The organism is Acidocella sp. (genome assembly GCF_013044125.1).
Classification (GTDB): domain Bacteria; phylum Pseudomonadota; class Alphaproteobacteria; order Acetobacterales; family Acetobacteraceae; genus Acidocella.
Genome location: NZ_JABEVC010000119.1, coordinates 1 through 16,447 on the forward strand (window position 1 = coordinate 1; position 16,447 = coordinate 16,447).

Here is a 16,447-nt window from a genome sequence, read left to right on the forward strand (position 1 = left end):
CCTTGCCCGAGGCGGTCGCGGCTGGGAATGTCGTGATCGTGCCGGGGGATAACCTTTGGACGATCTCGCAGCATGTGTATGGCCACGGTATCATGTACACAGTGATCTATGCGGCCAACGCCAACCAGATAGAGAACCCGAACCTGATTTACCCTGGGCAGAAATTCACCCTGCCGCAACCGCAAAAGGCCCCGTGATGGATATTATCGAGAGCATCAAATCGGTCCTGGCGCCGCCGCACAAGGCTGGCTATCCGTTCATCCTGGGCGGAATCGCCGGGGCGGTGCTCGGGCTGCTGCTCTGGCACCCGCTAACCTGGGCGGGCCTGCTGTTCACCGTGTTCTGCCTGTATTTTTTTCGTGACCCGGAGCGGGTGCTGCCGCCGCGCGCCAGTGCGTTCGTGGCGCCGGCCGATGGGCTGGTGGTGAGTATAGAACGCGCCGCCCCGCCGGCGGAGCTGGGCTTGGGCCATGAGCCGCGCACGCGGGTCGCGATTTTCCTCTCGGTGCTGGATGTGCATGTGAACCGCGCGCCGATTGGCGGGGTGGTGCGCAAGATCGCGTATCATCCGGGCAAGTTTTTTGGCGCGGCGGATGAGAAGGCCTCGGACGAGAATGAGCGCAACTCGCTGATCCTGGACCTGCCGGGCGGCCAGGAGGTGGTGGTGGTGCAGATCGCCGGGCTGATCGCGCGGCGGATTTTGTGCGATGTGCGCGAGGGGCAGAGCCTGGGCGCGGGCGAGCGCTTCGGCATCATCCGCTTTGGCAGCCGGACTGATTTGTATCTGCCCGAGGGCTGCGAGCCGCGGGTTGCGGTGGGGCAGCGCATGGTGGGCGGCGAGACGGTCATCGCGGAGCTGACCGGCGCATGAGTCTGCGCCGGTTGCCCCGCCGCAAGCGGTTTTCGGGGCTCAGTTTCAACCGCATGCTGCCCAACCTGATGACGCTGCTGGGGCTGTGCATCGGGCTGTCCTCCATCCGGCTGGCCCTGGACGGGAATTTCGGCAACGCGGTGATCGCCATTGCGGTCTCGGGCGTGATTGACGGGCTGGACGGGCGGCTGGCCAGGCTGCTGAAGGCGACCTCGCGCTTTGGCGCGGAGTTCGACAGCCTTGCGGATTTTCTGTGCTTTGGCATCGCGCCGGGGCTGGTGATTTATTTATGGTCGTTGCAGGCGTGGGGGGCGATGGGGTTTCTGCCGCCGCTGATGTACACCTCCGCGATGGCGCTGCGGCTGGCGCGCTTTAACGCGGCACTGGACAGCACGCCCAAGGCGGCCTTCGCGTATAATTTCTTCACCGGGGTGCCCGCACCCGCCGGGGCGGGGCTGGCGCTGTTTCCGCTGTTCATCGGGCTGGAGGCGGACAAGCTGCACATGGGCTGGCTGCACGACGCGATTGCGTATCCACTGTTTACCGGCGCCGTGCTGGTGAGCGTGGCGCTGCTTTGCGTGTCCACCCTGCCGGTGTGGAGCTTCAAGAACTTCAAGATACCGACCGCGAACGTGCTGCCGCTGCTGCTCGGCGTCGTGGTGTTCGCGGCCATCCTATTCGCGGACCCGTATGCGGCGGGCGCGCTGCTCGGGCTCGCGTATATCGTGATGCTGCCCTTCAGCGTGCGCAGCTACCGGAGCCTGGCGGCGCAGGCGGAGACGCGGCGGGCCGAGGCGGAAAACGCGCCCGCGACGGGAGACCCCGAGACAGGGGACGCGGCGTAATTAGCCGATGACGTCCGCCTGCGGACGGTCAGTGCTGCTGGCCAGCTCGGTATGCCAGACGCCATCCTCGCTCTGGTACTGGATGTAGCGGGTCTCGCCCGGGACACGTTGCTCGGCGGCGACGCGGCGGGCCGCCGCCATTGCCGCGGCGTGCGTGCGGTAGGGCTCGGAGAAGACATCCCCCAGCTTATAGGCCCAGCCGCCATCGTGCTGGACGATTTTATAATGGATCAGGCTCATCGGTGGTTCCTCCAGACAGGCGGCGGCGAAACGGCTTCAATTCTTCCCCGGATATGGGAACGGGCCATGAGATAGATCAAGGCATGGCGGCCGGGAGTTTGCTTTGAGAGGCCATTAAACTCCGAACCCAAGGTAGACCATGACCGAGACAGAAACCAGCCGCACCGAATCCCCCGCGCAAAACCGGCCGATTACGCCCTTTGAGATGATCGGCGGCGTGGAGCCGATCCGCCGGGTGGTGGATGCGTTCTACGACCTGCTGGAGAGCGACCCGCAATATGCGGAGCTGCGGGCCATGCATGCGCCTGACCTGGCCCCGATGCGCGAGGCGCTGTGCGGATTTTTTACCGGCTGGATGGGCGGCTCGCGCGACTGGTTCAACGCCCGGGGTGGCTTCTGCGTGATGACACGGCACGCGAAAATGCCGGTTACTGAAAAAACCGCGCAGCAGTGGAACGATGCCCTGCGCGCCGCGCTGGCGGCCGCGCAGGTGGAGCCGGGGTTTGCCGCGCAGATGGACCAGATCCTCACAAGGCTCGCGGCGGGGATGGTGCGGGGGCAAAAGAACGCCGGGATTTGAGCGTTCCGGGTTGCCGGTTGCGGCCGTGCGGATTATGCACGGCGCAACCAGAACGGAATAGCGAGACATGGCAAGCATCGGGGACATTTCAGGCAACGAAGCCGCGCTGGCGCGCCAGGCGGAGATTCTCAGCCAACCGCTGACGGCGGAACGGGTGATGGCGAACGCGATCCGCGCACTGACCATCGATAGTGTGGAGGCCGCCAAATGCGGCCATCCGGGCATGCCGATGGGCATGGCGGACGCATCCACCGTGTTGTGGAAGAAATTTCTGAAATATGACGCCGCCGATGCGAGCTGGTGGGACCGTGACCGCTTCGTGCTCTCGGCGGGGCATGGCTCCATGCTGTTGTATGCGCTGCTGCATCTCTCCGGCTATGAGGGCATGGGGATTGAGCAACTGAAGACCTTCCGCCAGCTGCATTCGGTGGCGGCGGGGCATCCGGAATATCATGAGCATCCGGCCATTGAGATGACCACCGGGCCGCTGGGCCAGGGGCTGGCGACAGCCGTGGGCATGGCGATGGCGGAGCGGCTGTTGGCGGCGAAGTTCGGCAAGAGTCTGGTGGACCACCGGACCTATGTGATCGCGGGGGATGGCTGCCTGATGGAAGGTGTCAGCCACGAGGCGGGCGCGCTGGCCGGGCATCTGAAGCTCAACAAGCTCGTGGTGCTGTGGGACGACAACAGCATCTCCATCGACGGCGGCACGGAGATGAGCGTCTCGGAAGATCCGCTGAAGCGCTTTGCCAATTACGGTTGGGCGACCAAGCGGGTGGACGGGCATGACTTCGAGGCGTTGCAGGCGGCGCTCGCCTGGGCGCAGAAATCGGCCAAGCCGGTGATGATCGCGTGCAAGACGATTATCGGGTTTGGCGCGCCGACCAAGGCGGGAACGGCCGGGAGCCATGGCGCGGCGCTGGGTGGCGCCGAGGCGCAGGCGGCGAAGCTGGCGCTGGGCTGGCCGCACCTGCCCTTCCATGTGCCCGCGGAGGTTTACAAGGACTGGCATGAGGCTGGAAACCGGGGGGCGGGTACGCGCCGCGCCTGGCTGAAGCGGCTGGCCAAGCATCCGCAGCGCGCCGAGTTTGAGCGCGTGATGGCGGGCAAGCTGCCCGAGGGCTGGGTGGAGACGATGTCCGCCTACAAGGCATCGCTCATGGAAACCAAGCCGAAGCTGGCGACGCGGCAGGCGAGCCAGAAAGCGCTGGAGGTTCTGGTGCCGGCGGTGCCGGAGCTGGTTGGCGGCTCGGCCGACCTCACCGGCTCCAACCTGACCCTGGTGAAGGGCATGGCGGGGGCGAGCGCGGATAATTTCGCGGCGCGCTATATTTATTACGGCGTGCGCGAGTTCGGCATGGCGGCGGCGATGAACGGCCTGGCGCTGCATGGCGGGTTGATCCCGTATGGCGGGACGTTCTTCGTGTTCTCCGATTATATGCGCCCTGCGATCCGGCTGGCGGCGTTAATGCGCGTGCGCGCCATTCATGTACTGACGCATGATTCCATAGGCCTGGGCGAGGATGGGCCGACGCATCAGCCGATTGAGCATCTGGCCAGTTTCCGCGCCATGCCCAACGTGCTGGTGCTGCGCCCGGCTGATGCGGTGGAGACCGCGGAAGCCTGGGAGATCGCGATTCGCAACACCACCGGGCCGAGCCTGCTGGTGCTCTCGCGCCAGGCGGTGCCGGCGTTGCGCCTGGTTGCCAACGGCTGCAAATCCGCCCGCGGCGCCTATGTGCTGGCCGAAGCAGAGGGCAAGCGGGCGGCGACGATCATCGCGACCGGCACGGAAGTGGCGCTGGCGATGGACGCGCGGGCAAAACTGGCGGCGGAGGGGATTGAGGTTGCCGTGGTCTCCGCGCCCAGCTTCGAGCTTTTCGCGCAGCAGGATGCCGGGTATCAGGCCGAGGTTCTGGGCAACGCGCGGCGCATCGGCGTGGAGGCGGCCTGCGGCTTTGGCTGGGAGCGCTGGCTGGGAGCCGATGGCGTGTTCATCGGCATGACCGGCTTTGGCGCGTCCGCCCCGGCGGAAATTTTGTATGAACATTTTGGGATCACCGAGGCGGCGATTGTGGCTGCCGTTAAAAAAGAAGGGAACTGAGACATGACCGCAAAAGATGGGGCTGTGAAAATCGCGATTAACGGGTTTGGCCGGATTGGCCGTCTGGTGCTGCGCGCGATGATCGAGAGCGGGCGCACCGATGTGGTGCCCGTGCTGATCAACGATCTCGGCTCGGTCGAGGACAATGCGCATATGTTCCGCTATGACTCGGTGCATGGCCGTTTCCCCGGCACGGTTGAGGTGCAGGGCGACAGCCTGGTCATCACGCATAACGGCCGCACCTATGCGCCGATCAAGGTTTCGGCGGAGCGCGACCCGGCGAAAGTGCCGTTGCAGGGCGTGGATGTGGCGATGGAGTGCACCGGGCTGTTCACCAAGCGCGAGGCCGCCGCGGCGCTGCTCGCCGCCGGTGCGCGCAAGGTTGTGGTCTCCGCCCCGGCGGATGGCGTGGATGCGACCATCGTGTTCGGCGTGAACCACAAGACGCTGACGAAGGAGATGGAGGTGATCTCCAACGCCTCCTGCACCACCAACTGCCTCGCCCCGGTGGCGAAGGTGCTGCATGAGAATTTCGGCATCGAGCGCGGGTATATGGTGACCATCCATTCCTATACCGGCGACCAGAAAACCGTCGACACGCTGCACAAGGACCTGCACCGCGCGCGCGCGGCCGCCCTCTCGATGATCCCGACCTCCACGGGGGCCGCCAAGGCTGTTGGCCTGGTGCTACCGGAGCTGAAGGGCAGACTGGACGGCACCGCCATCCGCGTGCCGACGCCCAACGTGTCGCTGATTTCGCTCGACGTGAACCTGAAAACGCATGCGACGGTTGAGCAGATCAACGCCGCGATGAAGGCCGCGTCCGAGGGCGAGCTGAAGGGGATTCTGGGCTACTCCACCGCCAAGCTGGTGAGCCAGGATTTCAACCATATCCCGGCTTCCAGCACGTTTGATGCGCCGCAGACCACGGTGGTGGATGGCGCGCTGGCGCGGGTGCTCTCCTGGTATGACAATGAGTGGGGCTTCTCGAACCGCATGTCCGACACCGCAGCCTATTTCGGCGCGCTGTGAGCCGGAATCTGGACCATGTGAAGGTCGCGGGGCAGCGCGTGCTGCTCCGCGCCGACCTGAACGTGCCGATGCAGGGCGGGGTGATCTCCGACCTGACGCGTCTGGAGCGGCTGGCGCCGACGATCACGGAACTCTCCGCCAAGGGGGCGAAGGTGATCGTGCTCAGCCATTTCGACCGGCCGAAGGGCAAGGTTGTTGAGGCCATGTCGCTGCGCCCGATCGCCACGGCGCTGGGGAAAGTGCTGGGGCGGCCGGTGGCGTTTGCCGCCGACTGCATCGGCCCGGTGGCGCTGGCGGCGGTGGACGCGCTGCATGACGGCGATGTGCTGGTGCTGGAGAACACCCGCTTCCACGCCGGCGAGGAGGAGAACAACCCGCAGTTCGCGGCCGAACTCGCCAAGCTGGCTGACCTTTATGTCAACGACGCTTTCTCCGCCGCGCACCGCGCGCATGCCAGCACCGAGGGCATCACGCGCCACCTGCCCTCCTTCGCGGGGCGGCTGATGCAGGCGGAGCTGCACGCGCTGGAAACGGCGCTGGGGCATCCGGCGCGGCCGGTGGCGGCGATTGTCGCGGGGTCCAAGGTTTCCACCAAGCTCGAACTGCTGAACAATCTGGTCGGCAAGGTGGATATTCTGGTGATCGGCGGCGCCATGGCGAATACCTTCCTGGCGGCGCAGGGGCATGATGTCGGCAAGTCTCTGCAGGAGAAAGACCTGCACAAGACAGCGCTGGAGATCCTCGACGAGGCGCACCGCAAGGGTTGTGAGATCGTGCTGCCGCACGATTTGGTGGTGGCGGAGACCTTTGCCGCGAACGCGCCAACCCAGGTGGTGGGCGTGGACGCGGTGCCGCCGAACATGATGGCGCTGGACGTTGGCCCGGCCACGGTCGCCGCGTTCATCAAGCGGCTGCCGCAGATCAAGACCATCATCTGGAACGGGCCGCTGGGCGCGTTCGAGACCAAGCCGTTCGACGCCTCGACCAACGCGCTGGCCGATGCCATCGCCAAGGCGACGCAGGAGGGCAAGATCGTCTCGGTCGGCGGCGGGGGGGATACTGTATCCGCGCTGAAGCTGGCCGGGGTGGAAGACCGGCTGAGCTATCTCTCCAGCGCCGGCGGGGCGTTCCTGGAATGGATGGAGGGCAAGATTCTGCCCGGCGTGGAAGCGCTGAGCAAAGACCTCTCCAACCTCGGTTGAATGCTTGAACCCGGTTAACGCGATGAAGCCCAGGGGGAAATCCCCTGGGCTTTTTTTAGTAGAATCTGATCGTTTAAGGCTGAGGCGCGCCAAAAATGATACTCATGCCCATGGAGATTTTTTATGACCCTGGCTATGAGCCCGAAGCTGAAGGCGGCGGGGCTGACGCTGTTGGCGGTGCTGTTGTGGGGCTTCGCCCCCGTTGGCACGCGCTATTTGGTCGGCAACACGCATGCCGCCCTCTCGCCCCTGCCCTTCATCGCGCTGCGCTATCTGCTGGCCTCAATTTGTTTTGTTCCGGTTTTATGGGGCGAGTTGCGGCGCTGGCCGCGCCAGGAGTTACTGTTTGGGGCGCTCTGCGGGTTGGTTGGGGTGACGGGGTATAACCTGCTCAACGTGAGCGGGAGCCGCACGGTCACGGCGGGGATGGCAGGGCTGCTGAACGGCGTGGAGCCGCTGTTGATTGTGCTGCTGCTGGCGTTGCAGCGGCGCAGGTTACCATCACGGGCCACCATGCTGGCGGGGATCGTTGGCTTGCTTGGCATCGGGCTGCTGGCGCTGAGCGCGGGGCCGGCGGTGGGGGATGTGAAGGGCATATTGTTCATATTGGGCGGCGCTGGATTTTGGGCGGTTTACTGCGTCCTGGCCGTGCCTCTTTTGCAACGGCGCGGGACGGTGGCGATTACGGCAATTACCGTCATCGCGGGGACGGTGCCGCTGCTGGCCGCCGGGGGCGGCGGGCTTCCCGAAATCATCACGCGCATGAGCCTGGGGCAGTGGGAGATTGTTAGCGCGCTAAGCCTGACCACCGTGATCGCCATTTTGGCCTGGAACAAGGGCAGCGCGGCGTTGGGGGCGGAGCAATCGGGGTGGTTTTTATATCTGTTGCCGGTGGTGGGCGCGGCTGGCGGCACAATCCTGTTGGGCGAACCGCTGACATTAACGGAATTTTCAGGTGGCGGGCTCATTATGCTCTCGGTGTTTCTCAGCCAGAGAAAATGATCGGGGGCAGGCCCATGCGGGATGCGTGCTGAGTGATGAATGGTCCGCCTGGCTGCTGAATCGCCGCCATGGCGGCGATGCGGCGCAGGCGGCACGGGTGCGGGCGGCCGTGGATGGATATGTGGAGCGCGTGCTGGATGGCGTCGCTCTGGCGCCCGGCATGGTGATGGCGGACATCGGCAGCGGCGAAGGTGTTGTGGCATGGCGGGCAATTGAACGCGCCGGGCCGGGGTTGCGGGTGGTTCTGACCGATATTTCCGCGCCGCTGCTGGACCATGCGCGCGGACGGGCGGCGGCGCTGGGCGTGGCGGCGCAGTGCCGGTTTGTGCAATGCGGGGCGGAGCGGCTGGAGGGGCTGGAAAGCGCCAGCCTGGACGCGGTGACGAGCCGCTCGGCGCTGGCCTATGTGGCTGATAAACCGGTGGCGATGGCTGAAATGTTGCGGGTACTCAAACCGGGGGGACGGATCTCGCTGGCGGAACCGGTATTTCGCGATGAGGCGCAGGCGGCCTGCGCCATGCGCGTGCTGCTGGAACGCGGCGGGGCGCGCGACGCACTGCTGCCGCTGCTGCACAAATGGAAGGCGGCGCAGTTCCCCGATACCGAGGCGGCGATGGCGGCCAGCCCGCTGGCCAGCTACAGCGAGCGCGACCTGTTGCGCTTCGCCCAGCAGGCGGGATTTATCGGGCTGCATCTGGAGTTGCACATGGATGTGCGGCCGAATGAGACAACCAATTGGGCGGTGTTCTGCGCCGCCGCGCCGCACCCCTGGGCGCCGGGGCTGGAAGAGATACTGGCAACACGCTTCACGCCGCAGGAGCGCGCCACGCTGGAGGCGGCGCTGCGGCCGGAGGTGGAGGCCGGGCGGCTGACCACGGCCAGCCGGATGGTGTTTCTGAACGCGCGAAAGCCCGATATCCCAGCGTGAAGCCTGCCTGCCGGGCTTTCAACCAAACAGGCGCAGGCCGCGCAGCAGGCGCTGCAACGGGCGGTCAACGTAAAACGTGAGGACGAAGGCCGCGAGGGTGATAACGGCGAGGGTGAGGACGGTATGGCTGGGCAGCATCCAGCCCACCAGCAGGATCAGCGGCATATGCACGATGTAGAGCGGGTAGGACATCGCCCCCAGCCGCAGCGTCCATCGGCCGCAGCGGAAAAACTGGCGGGCTTCCAGCACCACGAGGCCGTAGAAGAACAGGGCGTAGCCAAGTGACGCCAGGGGGAGCTTTAGCGCGTTGGGATATTCCGTGCCCCATTTGGAGAGAGCCAGGCTGTGCAGGCAGAGCGCGGCGCCGAGCAGCAGCGCGGCCATGCCCGCCCAGAGCGGCGGGCGCAGGGTGACGAACAGCCAGCCGGCGGCAAGCCCCGCGAAGAACAGACATTCCCAGGGGCTGACAAAATGATTCGAGGTCTGCACGAGGTAAACGTTGACCGTGGCCAGGTATTTGACCACGAGCCCGCCTTTCATCCAGTGCCAGCCGCGCAGCCAGGTGCACCAGCGGATGGCAGGGGGCAGATAGAGCCAGAGGACCGAGAACACCCAGAAACCCAGCACATAGCGGCCGATGACGGGCGCAAGGCAGAGGCCGAACATGAGGTAGAAGGCCAGCTCGTAACGCAGGGTCCAGGCTGGGGGGATGATGTCAGGGTCGTTGGCGGGATTGAGGGAGAGCAGGTGCCAGAGCGCGCCGGGCGGGAGCGCGCGCCAGTCCACGAAGAGCATGGGGAGCAGGATGAGCCAGTACAGCGGGTAGATGCGGCAGGCGCGGCGCCACCAGAAGTTTAACGGGCGCGTCCAGGTTTTAGGGTCGCCATGATGCGCGGTGACCATGACAAAGCCACTGAGCACAAAGAAATATTGCACGGCGAGCGGGCCGAGTGCCAGCCCACGCAGCGCGAGAGGCAGGGGGGGCAGATGCGTGACCACGACGAACGCGGCGGCGATGAAGCGGCCAAGTTCCAGCGAGCCGAGCCGGGGTGGAGGGGGCTGGTCCGTCACGGCGTTGCGCAAGACTCCTTTGGCGGCGGAAGGGTTTCCAAGCGCCGCCTGCCCGGCGTATCTTGTTCCGCAAGCCCGGGCAAGCCGCTGGATTCAGGAGTTTTTGACGCCGCCGCGCTGAACCGGCTGGATCTCGCTCTCGGCAGGCAGCGCCTCCAGGCGGATGATCTGGCGGGCGTATTTCAGGGCTTCCAGCCCGGGGCCGTCCTCGATGCTGACGAGCAGGGCAGCTAAAGCCTCACGGATGGCTGGCGGGGCGGATGGGATCTGCCCGGCGATGAGGGCGCGGGCTTCGGCCAGGGCATGCTGGCTGGCGCCATCCGGCCCGATATAGGCTTGCTGCAGGGCGTAGTAGAGTTTCTGGACCGGGCTTACCGCCTCTGCGCCCGCCATGACCTGCTTGCCGAACAGAAAGCGTTCCTGCGTGCTGAGTTCCATCCGCGTGCGGGTTTTGAAGCGGATGACCGCGCCGCGGAGCAGCAGCGATTCGCCTTGTTTGAGTTCCAGGATCAGTGCCGCCATGGTTTCCTTCGAATGGTTCGCGGGAAGCCCCTTTTCGCATGCCGGCGTTAACGGAATCTGACCCGTGGCGCACTCAGGGCAGCTCGGCCGCCGCCTTCAGGTTTTTCAACCAACTGTGGTCGCCGCGCTCCAGCCTGGCCTGCGAGAAGAACAAGCCGATCAGGAAGCCGCTGACCGACTCGCTGGTGCTGACCAGGGTGACGCCGCCGGGCTGGGGGGTGAGCGTCCAGGTCTGGATGGCGTGGAAGTTGAGGACATCGCCAGTCCAGGCCAGGGCCTGCGAGGAGATGAATTCACGCACCGCGGCGTGGATGCTCATGCCATCGGCGTTGTAGGAGAACAGGCTGCCTGATTGCAGGGTGCCGGGCGCGCTGGTCTGCGCAATGATGGGGTTCCAGCCGGGCCAGGCCTGCGGATTGGCCAGCAGCGCCCAGATTTTATCCGCGGGCGCGTTGATGCTGATCTGCTGGGTGGTCTGGAGCGGGGCGTCCGGGTCGGTTTTTCCTTGCGCCGCGAGGCTGCTCTGGCGCGAGTCCGCCGTGCCGCAGGCGCTGAGGCTGAGCAAGAGACAAAGCAGGGGAAAACCGCGGCGCATTAAACCTCCGGCAGAGTGGGACGCAGCCGGCCGCCCAGGCGCACCGGCTCGATTCGGGTTGCAAGGCCGTCTTCACCGGTTTCGATGAAGGCACCGCATACGGTGGCTGGACCTTCCGCCGGGGTCAAGCGCTCGCCTGGCATTTTGCGGATAAAACGGGCTATTGCAGCATCTTTGCTCATGCCGATGACGGAATCATAGTCGCCGCACATGCCCAGATCCGAGCAATACGCGGTGCCGCGCGGAAAAATCTGGTGGTCAGCGGTGGGGATATGGGTGTGGGTGCCGACCACGGCGGAGACCCGGCCATCGAACGCATGGCCAAAGGCCATTTTCTCGGAGGAGGCTTCGGCGTGAATGTCCAGGATGATGGCGTGCAGGCTGTTGCCGAGGCGGTGGCGGGTGAGCAGCTCGTCCATGGTCATGAAGGGGCAGTTGAGAGGGTCCATGAACAGCCGCCCCATCGCCTGGGCGATCAGCACCTTGCGGCCATCGGCCAGGGTGACGAGGGCTGAGCCCTGGCCGGGCGTGCCGGGCGGGTAGTTGAGCGGGCGGATCAGGCGTTTTTCCTGCGCGATGTAGGGGATGATCTCGCGGCGGTCCCACGCGTGGTTGCCCAGGGTGATGACATCAGCCCCGGCCTTGAAAAGGGCATCGGCCATGTCCGGCCCGAGGCCAAAGCCATGGCTGGCGTTCTCGGCGTTCACCGCCACGAAGTCGAGTTTCAGCTTGGCGCGCAGTTCGGGGATGGCTTTGATGGCGGCGTCACGCCCGGCGCGGCCCAGGAGGTCGCCAAGGAAAAGAAGTTTCATAGGGGGGCTATAACGCCTTCGTGGACGCGATAACAGGCGGCTTGCAGGCCGGCGAAGGGCTCGATGTCAGTCCCTGTGACCCAGGCGGCGAGGTTGAGCGTGGTGAGCGCCGCGAACAAGGCGGCGCGGTGGGCGGCATCGAGGTGGACCAGGGGTTCATCGAGCAGGAGCAGTGGCGCGGCGCCGCACGTGGCGGCGATGAGCGCGGCGTGGCCAAGCACGATGCCGATGAGCATGGATTTTTGCTGGCCGGTGGAGGAGAGCGCGGCGGGGCGGGCCGTCGCGGCGTCAGTGATGAGCAGATCGGCTTTTTGCGGGCCGAGGGAGGCGCCGCGCTGGGCGGTATCCTGCGCGCGGGCGGATTTATAGGCGGCGCGCAGCGCGTCCTCGACCTCGACCGCCGGGGCGGCGCGCAATTTTTCGGCGATGGCGCAGTTGAGGCCGAGCCTGACCAGCGGAAACGGGGCAGCGGCGCCGCTGGCCAAGGTGGCGTTGAGCCCTGCCAGGAGCGCTGCGCGGGCGGCGGTGGCGGCAACGGCGTGGCGGGCGCAGGAATCTTCCAGCCCGTCCAGCCAGAGCGGATCAGGGTTTTCGGCCAGCAGGCGGTTGCGCTGGGCGGCGGCGGCTTCGAAGGCGGCGATCTCTCGCGCGTGATGGGGTTCCAGCGCGATGACCAGGCGATCAAGGAATTTGCGGCGGCCGGAGGCGGAATCGGTGAAGAGGCGGTCCATCTGCGGGGTGAGCCAGACGGCGGCGAGGCGCTCGGCAATTTCCGATTGCGAGCGGGGCTTGGCGCCATCGAGCATGAAAACGCGGCGCTCGGGCGCGCCCTCCACCGCGCCGGTGCCGATTTCGAACAGGCCGCCAGGGCCGGAGAGTTGCGCGGCCACGGCCCAACGGCTGGTTTCCTCCCTGCCCCGCCGCGCGAGCTCGGAGACTTTGGCGCCACGCAGCCCACGGCCGGGAACCAGCAGCGAGGCGGCCTCCAGCAGGTTGGTTTTGCCGGCGCCGTTCGGACCCGCGAAAACGCAAACCCGCGCCGCGGGGGTGAAGCGCAGCGTGGGGTAGGAGCGGAAATCCGTAAGCGTGAGGCGTTTCAGGTACGTGGCGAGAGTCCGTTTGAAAATTCGCGCGGACGAGTCAGTCAGCGTGGCTTGGTGAGCACCGGAGCGGAGCGTACATTGATACGCGAGCACCAGAGCTCAGAAAAGCCTCGCTGAATGGCCGCCCGCGTAGAATTTGCAAGCGGACTCTCAAACCCGCATCGGCATGAGGACGTAGACCGCCGAGGCGTCGTCCTGGTCGCGCACCAAAGTGGGGGCCGCGCCGTCAGCGAAGATGAATTCGACCTTGCCTTTGATCTGCTCGGTCACATCGGAGAGGTAGCGGGCCTGGAAGCCGATCTCCAGCGGGCCGGACTGGTAATCCACCAGCTCGGGGCCCAGCTCCTCCGAGGCGCTGCCCTGCTCGGCGCTGGCGGCGGAGATGACCAGCAGGTCTTTCGCGAGCGAGAGCTTCACCGGGCGGTGTTTCTCGGAGCTGATGGCGGAGACGCGGCCAACGGCATCGTTGAAATCTTTTTTATCGATGCGCAGCACTTTATCGTTCCCGCGGGGGATCACGCGGTCATAATCGGGGAAGGTGCCATCAATGAGTTTGCTGGTGAGGCGCATGTGGCCGATGGTGAACTGGATGCGCGTCTCGGAGAGGGCGACCTCGACCTCGCCGGAGGCTTCGTCCAGCAGCTTGCGCAACTCGGTAACGGTTTTGCGCGGAATGATGACGCCGGGCATGCCCGCCGCCCCTTGCGGCAGCGGTTCCTCGACGCGGGCGAGGCGGTGGCCGTCAGTCGCCACGGTGCGCAGGACGGCGCCGGTGTCGCCCTCGGCGGCGTGCAGGAAGATGCCGTTGAGGTAGTAGCGGGTCTCCTCGGTGGAGATGGCGAATTTGGTGCGGTCGATCAGCCCGCGCAGCTCCTGCGCGGAGAGCACGAAATGGTGGGTGAGCTTGCCGGCGTCGAGCTTGGGGAATTCATCGACGCTGAGCGCCACGAGGCTGGTGGCGTAACGGCCGGCGCGCAAGGCGAGCTGGGCATCGCCGCCGGGGTGGTCCAGCTCGATCTCGGCATTATCCGGCTGGCGGCGCACGATTTCATACAAAGTGGCGGCGGGAACGGTGATGGCGCCGTTGCGCGTGGTCTGGGCTGTGACCTCCTCGACCAGGGAGATTTCCAGATCGGTCGCCGCGATGGTCAGCTTGCCGTCCCGCACGGCCAGCAGCACGTTGGCGAGAATGGGAATCGTGTTCCGCTTTTCGACCACGTTCTGCACATGGGCCAGAGACTTGATCAGCGTTGCGCGGTCGGCCTTGAACTTCATGACACCCTTCCAGACGGTGAACCGGATTCTTTTGCCCCGTTATCGAGACCGATTCGCGTTTTACCGTAGCAAGGGTTGTGGGGATAGGGAAGGCACCGGATTTTGGCGGCGCGGCGCGCCTTTGGCGTGGGCGCCCTGCCCTAGTTTTCGAGCATCCGGCGCAGCAAATCCACATCCTCGCCAAAGGCCGCGTCCTGGCCGATCAACTCGGTGACGCGCGAGACGGCGTGCATCACCGTGGTGTGGTCGCGGTCGCCGAAATGGCGGCCGATGTCGGGCAGGGATTTGCTGGTGAGCTGCTTGGCCAAATACATCGCCACCTGGCGCGGGCGGGCGATGTTGCGGGCACGCCGCGCGGAGGACATCTCGGCGATGCGGATATTGTAATGATCAGCGACCTTTTTCTGGATCTCCTGAATCGAGACCTTGCGGTCATGCGCCTTCAGCACATCGTGCAGCACTTCATGCGCGGCTTCCAGCGTGATCTGGCGGTTGAACAGGTTGGCATGGGCGACGAGGCGGTTGAGCGCGCCTTCCAGCTCACGCACGTTGGAGGTGATTTTGCGCGCGAGGAACTCCAGCACCTTGCCGGGAACATCCACACCCGCGCGCTCGGCCTTGGTTTCCAGGATGGAGATGCGAAGTTCGAAGGTGGTGGCATGAAGATCGGCCACCATGCCGCAGCCGAGGCGGGTGCGCAGGCGGTCGTCGAGGCCGGAAAGATCGGAGGGGGATTTGTCGGCAGAGACGACGATCTGCTTGCCGGCGTCAACCAGGGCATTGAAGGTGTGGAAGAATTCTTCCTGCGTGTTGTCCTTGCCGATAAGGAATTGCAGGTCGTCGATCATCAGAACATCGACGCCGCGCAGCTCATTCTTGAATTCGAGCGTGGATTGCGAGCGCAGCGCGTTGATGAAGCGGTACATGAATTTTTCCGCCGACATATAGGCGACGGAGACCTGGCCGCCGCCCTTGTGCTGGGTGGAAAGCTCCCAGGCGATGGCGTGCATCAGATGCGTTTTGCCCAGGCCGACGCCGCCATACAGGAACAGCGGGTTGAACCCGGCCGTCGCCGGGGATTCCGCGACGCGGCGCGCGCAGGCATAGGCGAATTCGTTGGGCTTGCCGACGACAAATGTATCAAAGGTGAAGCGCTGGTCGAGCGGGGCGACGACATCGGCGCGCGGCACCACGGGCGCCGGGGCTGGCGCCACGGCTTCAACCGGCACCGGCTCCGCCAGATTGGGGGCGCTGGCGCGGCCAGGCTGGGAGCGGATGTCCACGCTGCGGATGGCCGGGTTTTCAGCCTGCCAGAGGCTGGCGACCAGTTCGCCGTATTCTTTTTTCACCCAGTCGCGCAAAAACCGCGTGGGCAGGACCAGCGTGACCTCATCGCCATCAACACCGGCCAGCGCCACCTGCTTGAGCCAGGTGCGGTACTCAACCTCGCCAACCTCAGCCTGTAGACGCGCGCGCACGCGGCCCCACTGTTCGGTGAGACCGGCTTCGCCCTGACGCGGCGACGAAGATTTCAGCACGACGTCGCCATCACGCATGGAACCGACCTCCAGGCTCATTCCCAATTCAAGCTCCAACCTAGTTAACGCCGCCTCCAAATCATCTCCAGGTTGCAAAAAGACCTGATTCTGACTTTATATTCCCAGAATTGAGACAGCCGATAGTGCGTTTGTAAGCGCTGGAACTTAGGTCAAAAGAGGGGACATGCGCAAGCGTTCGATTCGTTCGCCGCACCGGACAAACCCCTGAAACCGCAAAATTTAGCTGTAAAAACAAGGATATTTTAATTTCCAAGATTCTTAAACATGCGTTTACGTTTTGATATTGCAACGTAATCGGCAAGCACAAAAATAGTGCCGGCGTCAAGCTCATTTATCATGAGATCACACCGGCACCGGAATATCTTAAAAATAGGACGGTGATTTCCACCATCCTAACGTTTACTTAGGCGGCGGAGACCGCCTTAACCTGCGCGGAGAGGCGCGAGATTTTGCGCGAGACCGTGTTGGCCTTCAGCACGCCCTTGCCGGCGGCGCGCTGCAGCTCAGGCTGAGCGGCGCGGAAGGCGGCCAGCGCCACCTCCTTGTTGCCCGCGGCGACGGCTTCTTCAACCTTGCGGATGGCGCCATGCACGCGCGACTTGCGCGCCTTGTTGCGCGCGGTGCGGGTAGCGGTTTGGCGAATGCGTTTTTGGGCGGATGCGATATTGGCCATGATGTCCGAAGGAAAAAGGTGTGTTTAACGAAG

At 65.0% G+C, this 16,447-nt stretch carries 18 protein-coding genes; 9 read left to right on the forward strand and 9 right to left on the reverse strand.

Features of this window, described 5'->3' with window-relative positions; genetic code table 11:
- The 3 genes from HKL97_RS07505 to HKL97_RS07515 form a co-directional block, all read left to right on the forward strand.
- Positions 1-197: LysM peptidoglycan-binding domain-containing protein (locus HKL97_RS07505; RefSeq protein WP_291423972.1), on the forward strand; the 197-nt coding region annotated here is incomplete at its 5' end.
- The gene (locus tag HKL97_RS07510) at positions 197-871 is read left to right on the forward strand and encodes a phosphatidylserine decarboxylase (RefSeq protein ID WP_291423973.1); all 675 of its coding nucleotides are present in this window, start codon (positions 197-199) and stop codon (positions 869-871) included. The genes HKL97_RS07505 and HKL97_RS07510, both read left to right, overlap by 1 nt.
- Positions 868-1,716, forward strand: a complete 849-nt coding sequence (locus HKL97_RS07515; protein ID WP_291423974.1) for a phosphatidylcholine/phosphatidylserine synthase — start codon at positions 868-870, stop codon at positions 1,714-1,716. The genes HKL97_RS07510 and HKL97_RS07515 overlap by 4 nt, the downstream gene beginning before the upstream one ends.
- On the opposite strand, the gene HKL97_RS07520 is transcribed toward HKL97_RS07515, so the two are convergent.
- A complete protein-coding gene (locus HKL97_RS07520; protein ID WP_291423975.1) occupies positions 1,717-1,956 on the reverse strand; it encodes a DUF2188 domain-containing protein in 240 nt (79 codons plus the stop codon). It lies immediately after the preceding gene.
- Positions 1,957-2,095: 139 nt separating this feature from the next.
- Between HKL97_RS07520 and HKL97_RS07525 the strand changes: the two genes are divergently transcribed.
- The 6 genes from HKL97_RS07525 (at position 2,096) to HKL97_RS07550 (ending at position 8,804) form a co-directional block, all read left to right on the forward strand.
- The gene (locus tag HKL97_RS07525) at positions 2,096-2,536 is read left to right on the forward strand and encodes a group II truncated hemoglobin (protein WP_291423976.1); all 441 of its coding nucleotides are present in this window, start codon (positions 2,096-2,098) and stop codon (positions 2,534-2,536) included.
- A 67-nt stretch (positions 2,537-2,603) separates the two neighbouring features.
- Entirely contained in the window at positions 2,604-4,640 is a 2,037-nt protein-coding gene (gene tkt / locus HKL97_RS07530; RefSeq protein WP_291423977.1) for a transketolase, read from the forward strand.
- Positions 4,641-4,643: 3 nt separating this feature from the next.
- The gene (gap, locus tag HKL97_RS07535) at positions 4,644-5,672 is read left to right on the forward strand and encodes a type I glyceraldehyde-3-phosphate dehydrogenase (RefSeq protein ID WP_291423978.1); all 1,029 of its coding nucleotides are present in this window, start codon (positions 4,644-4,646) and stop codon (positions 5,670-5,672) included.
- Positions 5,669-6,874, forward strand: a complete 1,206-nt coding sequence (locus HKL97_RS07540; RefSeq protein ID WP_291423980.1) for a phosphoglycerate kinase — start codon at positions 5,669-5,671, stop codon at positions 6,872-6,874. The genes gap and HKL97_RS07540 overlap by 4 nt, the downstream gene beginning before the upstream one ends.
- A gap of 123 nt (positions 6,875-6,997) precedes the next feature.
- On the forward strand, positions 6,998-7,876 hold the full coding sequence (locus HKL97_RS07545; protein ID WP_291423982.1) for a DMT family transporter: 879 nt from the start codon (positions 6,998-7,000) through the stop codon (positions 7,874-7,876).
- 25 nt (positions 7,877-7,901) lie between these two features.
- The gene (locus HKL97_RS07550; protein WP_291423984.1) at positions 7,902-8,804 is read left to right on the forward strand and encodes a class I SAM-dependent methyltransferase; all 903 of its coding nucleotides are present in this window, start codon (positions 7,902-7,904) and stop codon (positions 8,802-8,804) included.
- An 18-nt stretch (positions 8,805-8,822) separates the two neighbouring features.
- On the opposite strand, the gene HKL97_RS07555 is transcribed toward HKL97_RS07550, so the two are convergent.
- The 8 genes from HKL97_RS07555 to rpsT form a co-directional block, all read right to left on the reverse strand.
- Positions 8,823-9,887 carry an acyltransferase gene (locus HKL97_RS07555; protein WP_291423986.1) on the reverse strand — a complete coding sequence of 355 codons (1,065 nt, stop codon included), beginning with the start codon at positions 9,885-9,887 and terminating at the stop codon, positions 8,823-8,825.
- An 81-nt stretch (positions 9,888-9,968) separates the two neighbouring features.
- The gene (locus HKL97_RS07560; protein WP_291423988.1) at positions 9,969-10,397 is read right to left on the reverse strand and encodes a flagellar biosynthesis repressor FlbT; all 429 of its coding nucleotides are present in this window, start codon (positions 10,395-10,397) and stop codon (positions 9,969-9,971) included.
- Positions 10,398-10,470: 73 nt separating this feature from the next.
- On the reverse strand, positions 10,471-10,992 hold the full coding sequence (locus HKL97_RS07565) for an SRPBCC domain-containing protein (protein WP_291423990.1): 522 nt from the start codon (positions 10,990-10,992) through the stop codon (positions 10,471-10,473).
- Positions 10,992-11,804 carry a TIGR00282 family metallophosphoesterase gene (locus HKL97_RS07570; RefSeq protein WP_291423992.1) on the reverse strand — a complete coding sequence of 271 codons (813 nt, stop codon included), beginning with the start codon at positions 11,802-11,804 and terminating at the stop codon, positions 10,992-10,994. Before HKL97_RS07570 ends, HKL97_RS07565 begins: the two co-directional genes overlap by 1 nt.
- On the reverse strand, positions 11,801-13,000 hold the full coding sequence (recF, locus tag HKL97_RS07575) for a DNA replication/repair protein RecF (protein ID WP_291423994.1): 1,200 nt from the start codon (positions 12,998-13,000) through the stop codon (positions 11,801-11,803). The genes HKL97_RS07570 and recF overlap by 4 nt, the downstream gene beginning before the upstream one ends.
- A 57-nt stretch (positions 13,001-13,057) precedes the next feature.
- Complete coding sequence (gene dnaN, locus HKL97_RS07580; RefSeq protein WP_291423996.1) at positions 13,058-14,182, reverse strand: DNA polymerase III subunit beta; 1,125 nt, start codon at positions 14,180-14,182, stop codon at positions 13,058-13,060.
- 140 nt (positions 14,183-14,322) lie between these two features.
- Positions 14,323-15,738, reverse strand: a complete 1,416-nt coding sequence (gene dnaA, locus HKL97_RS07585) for a chromosomal replication initiator protein DnaA (RefSeq protein ID WP_291424000.1) — start codon at positions 15,736-15,738, stop codon at positions 14,323-14,325.
- 406 nt (positions 15,739-16,144) lie between these two features.
- Positions 16,145-16,414: a 30S ribosomal protein S20 gene (gene rpsT / locus HKL97_RS07590; protein WP_291423998.1), complete on the reverse strand. Its 270-nt coding sequence runs from the start codon at positions 16,412-16,414 to the stop codon at positions 16,145-16,147.
- Between the last annotated feature and the right edge of the window lie 33 nt (positions 16,415-16,447).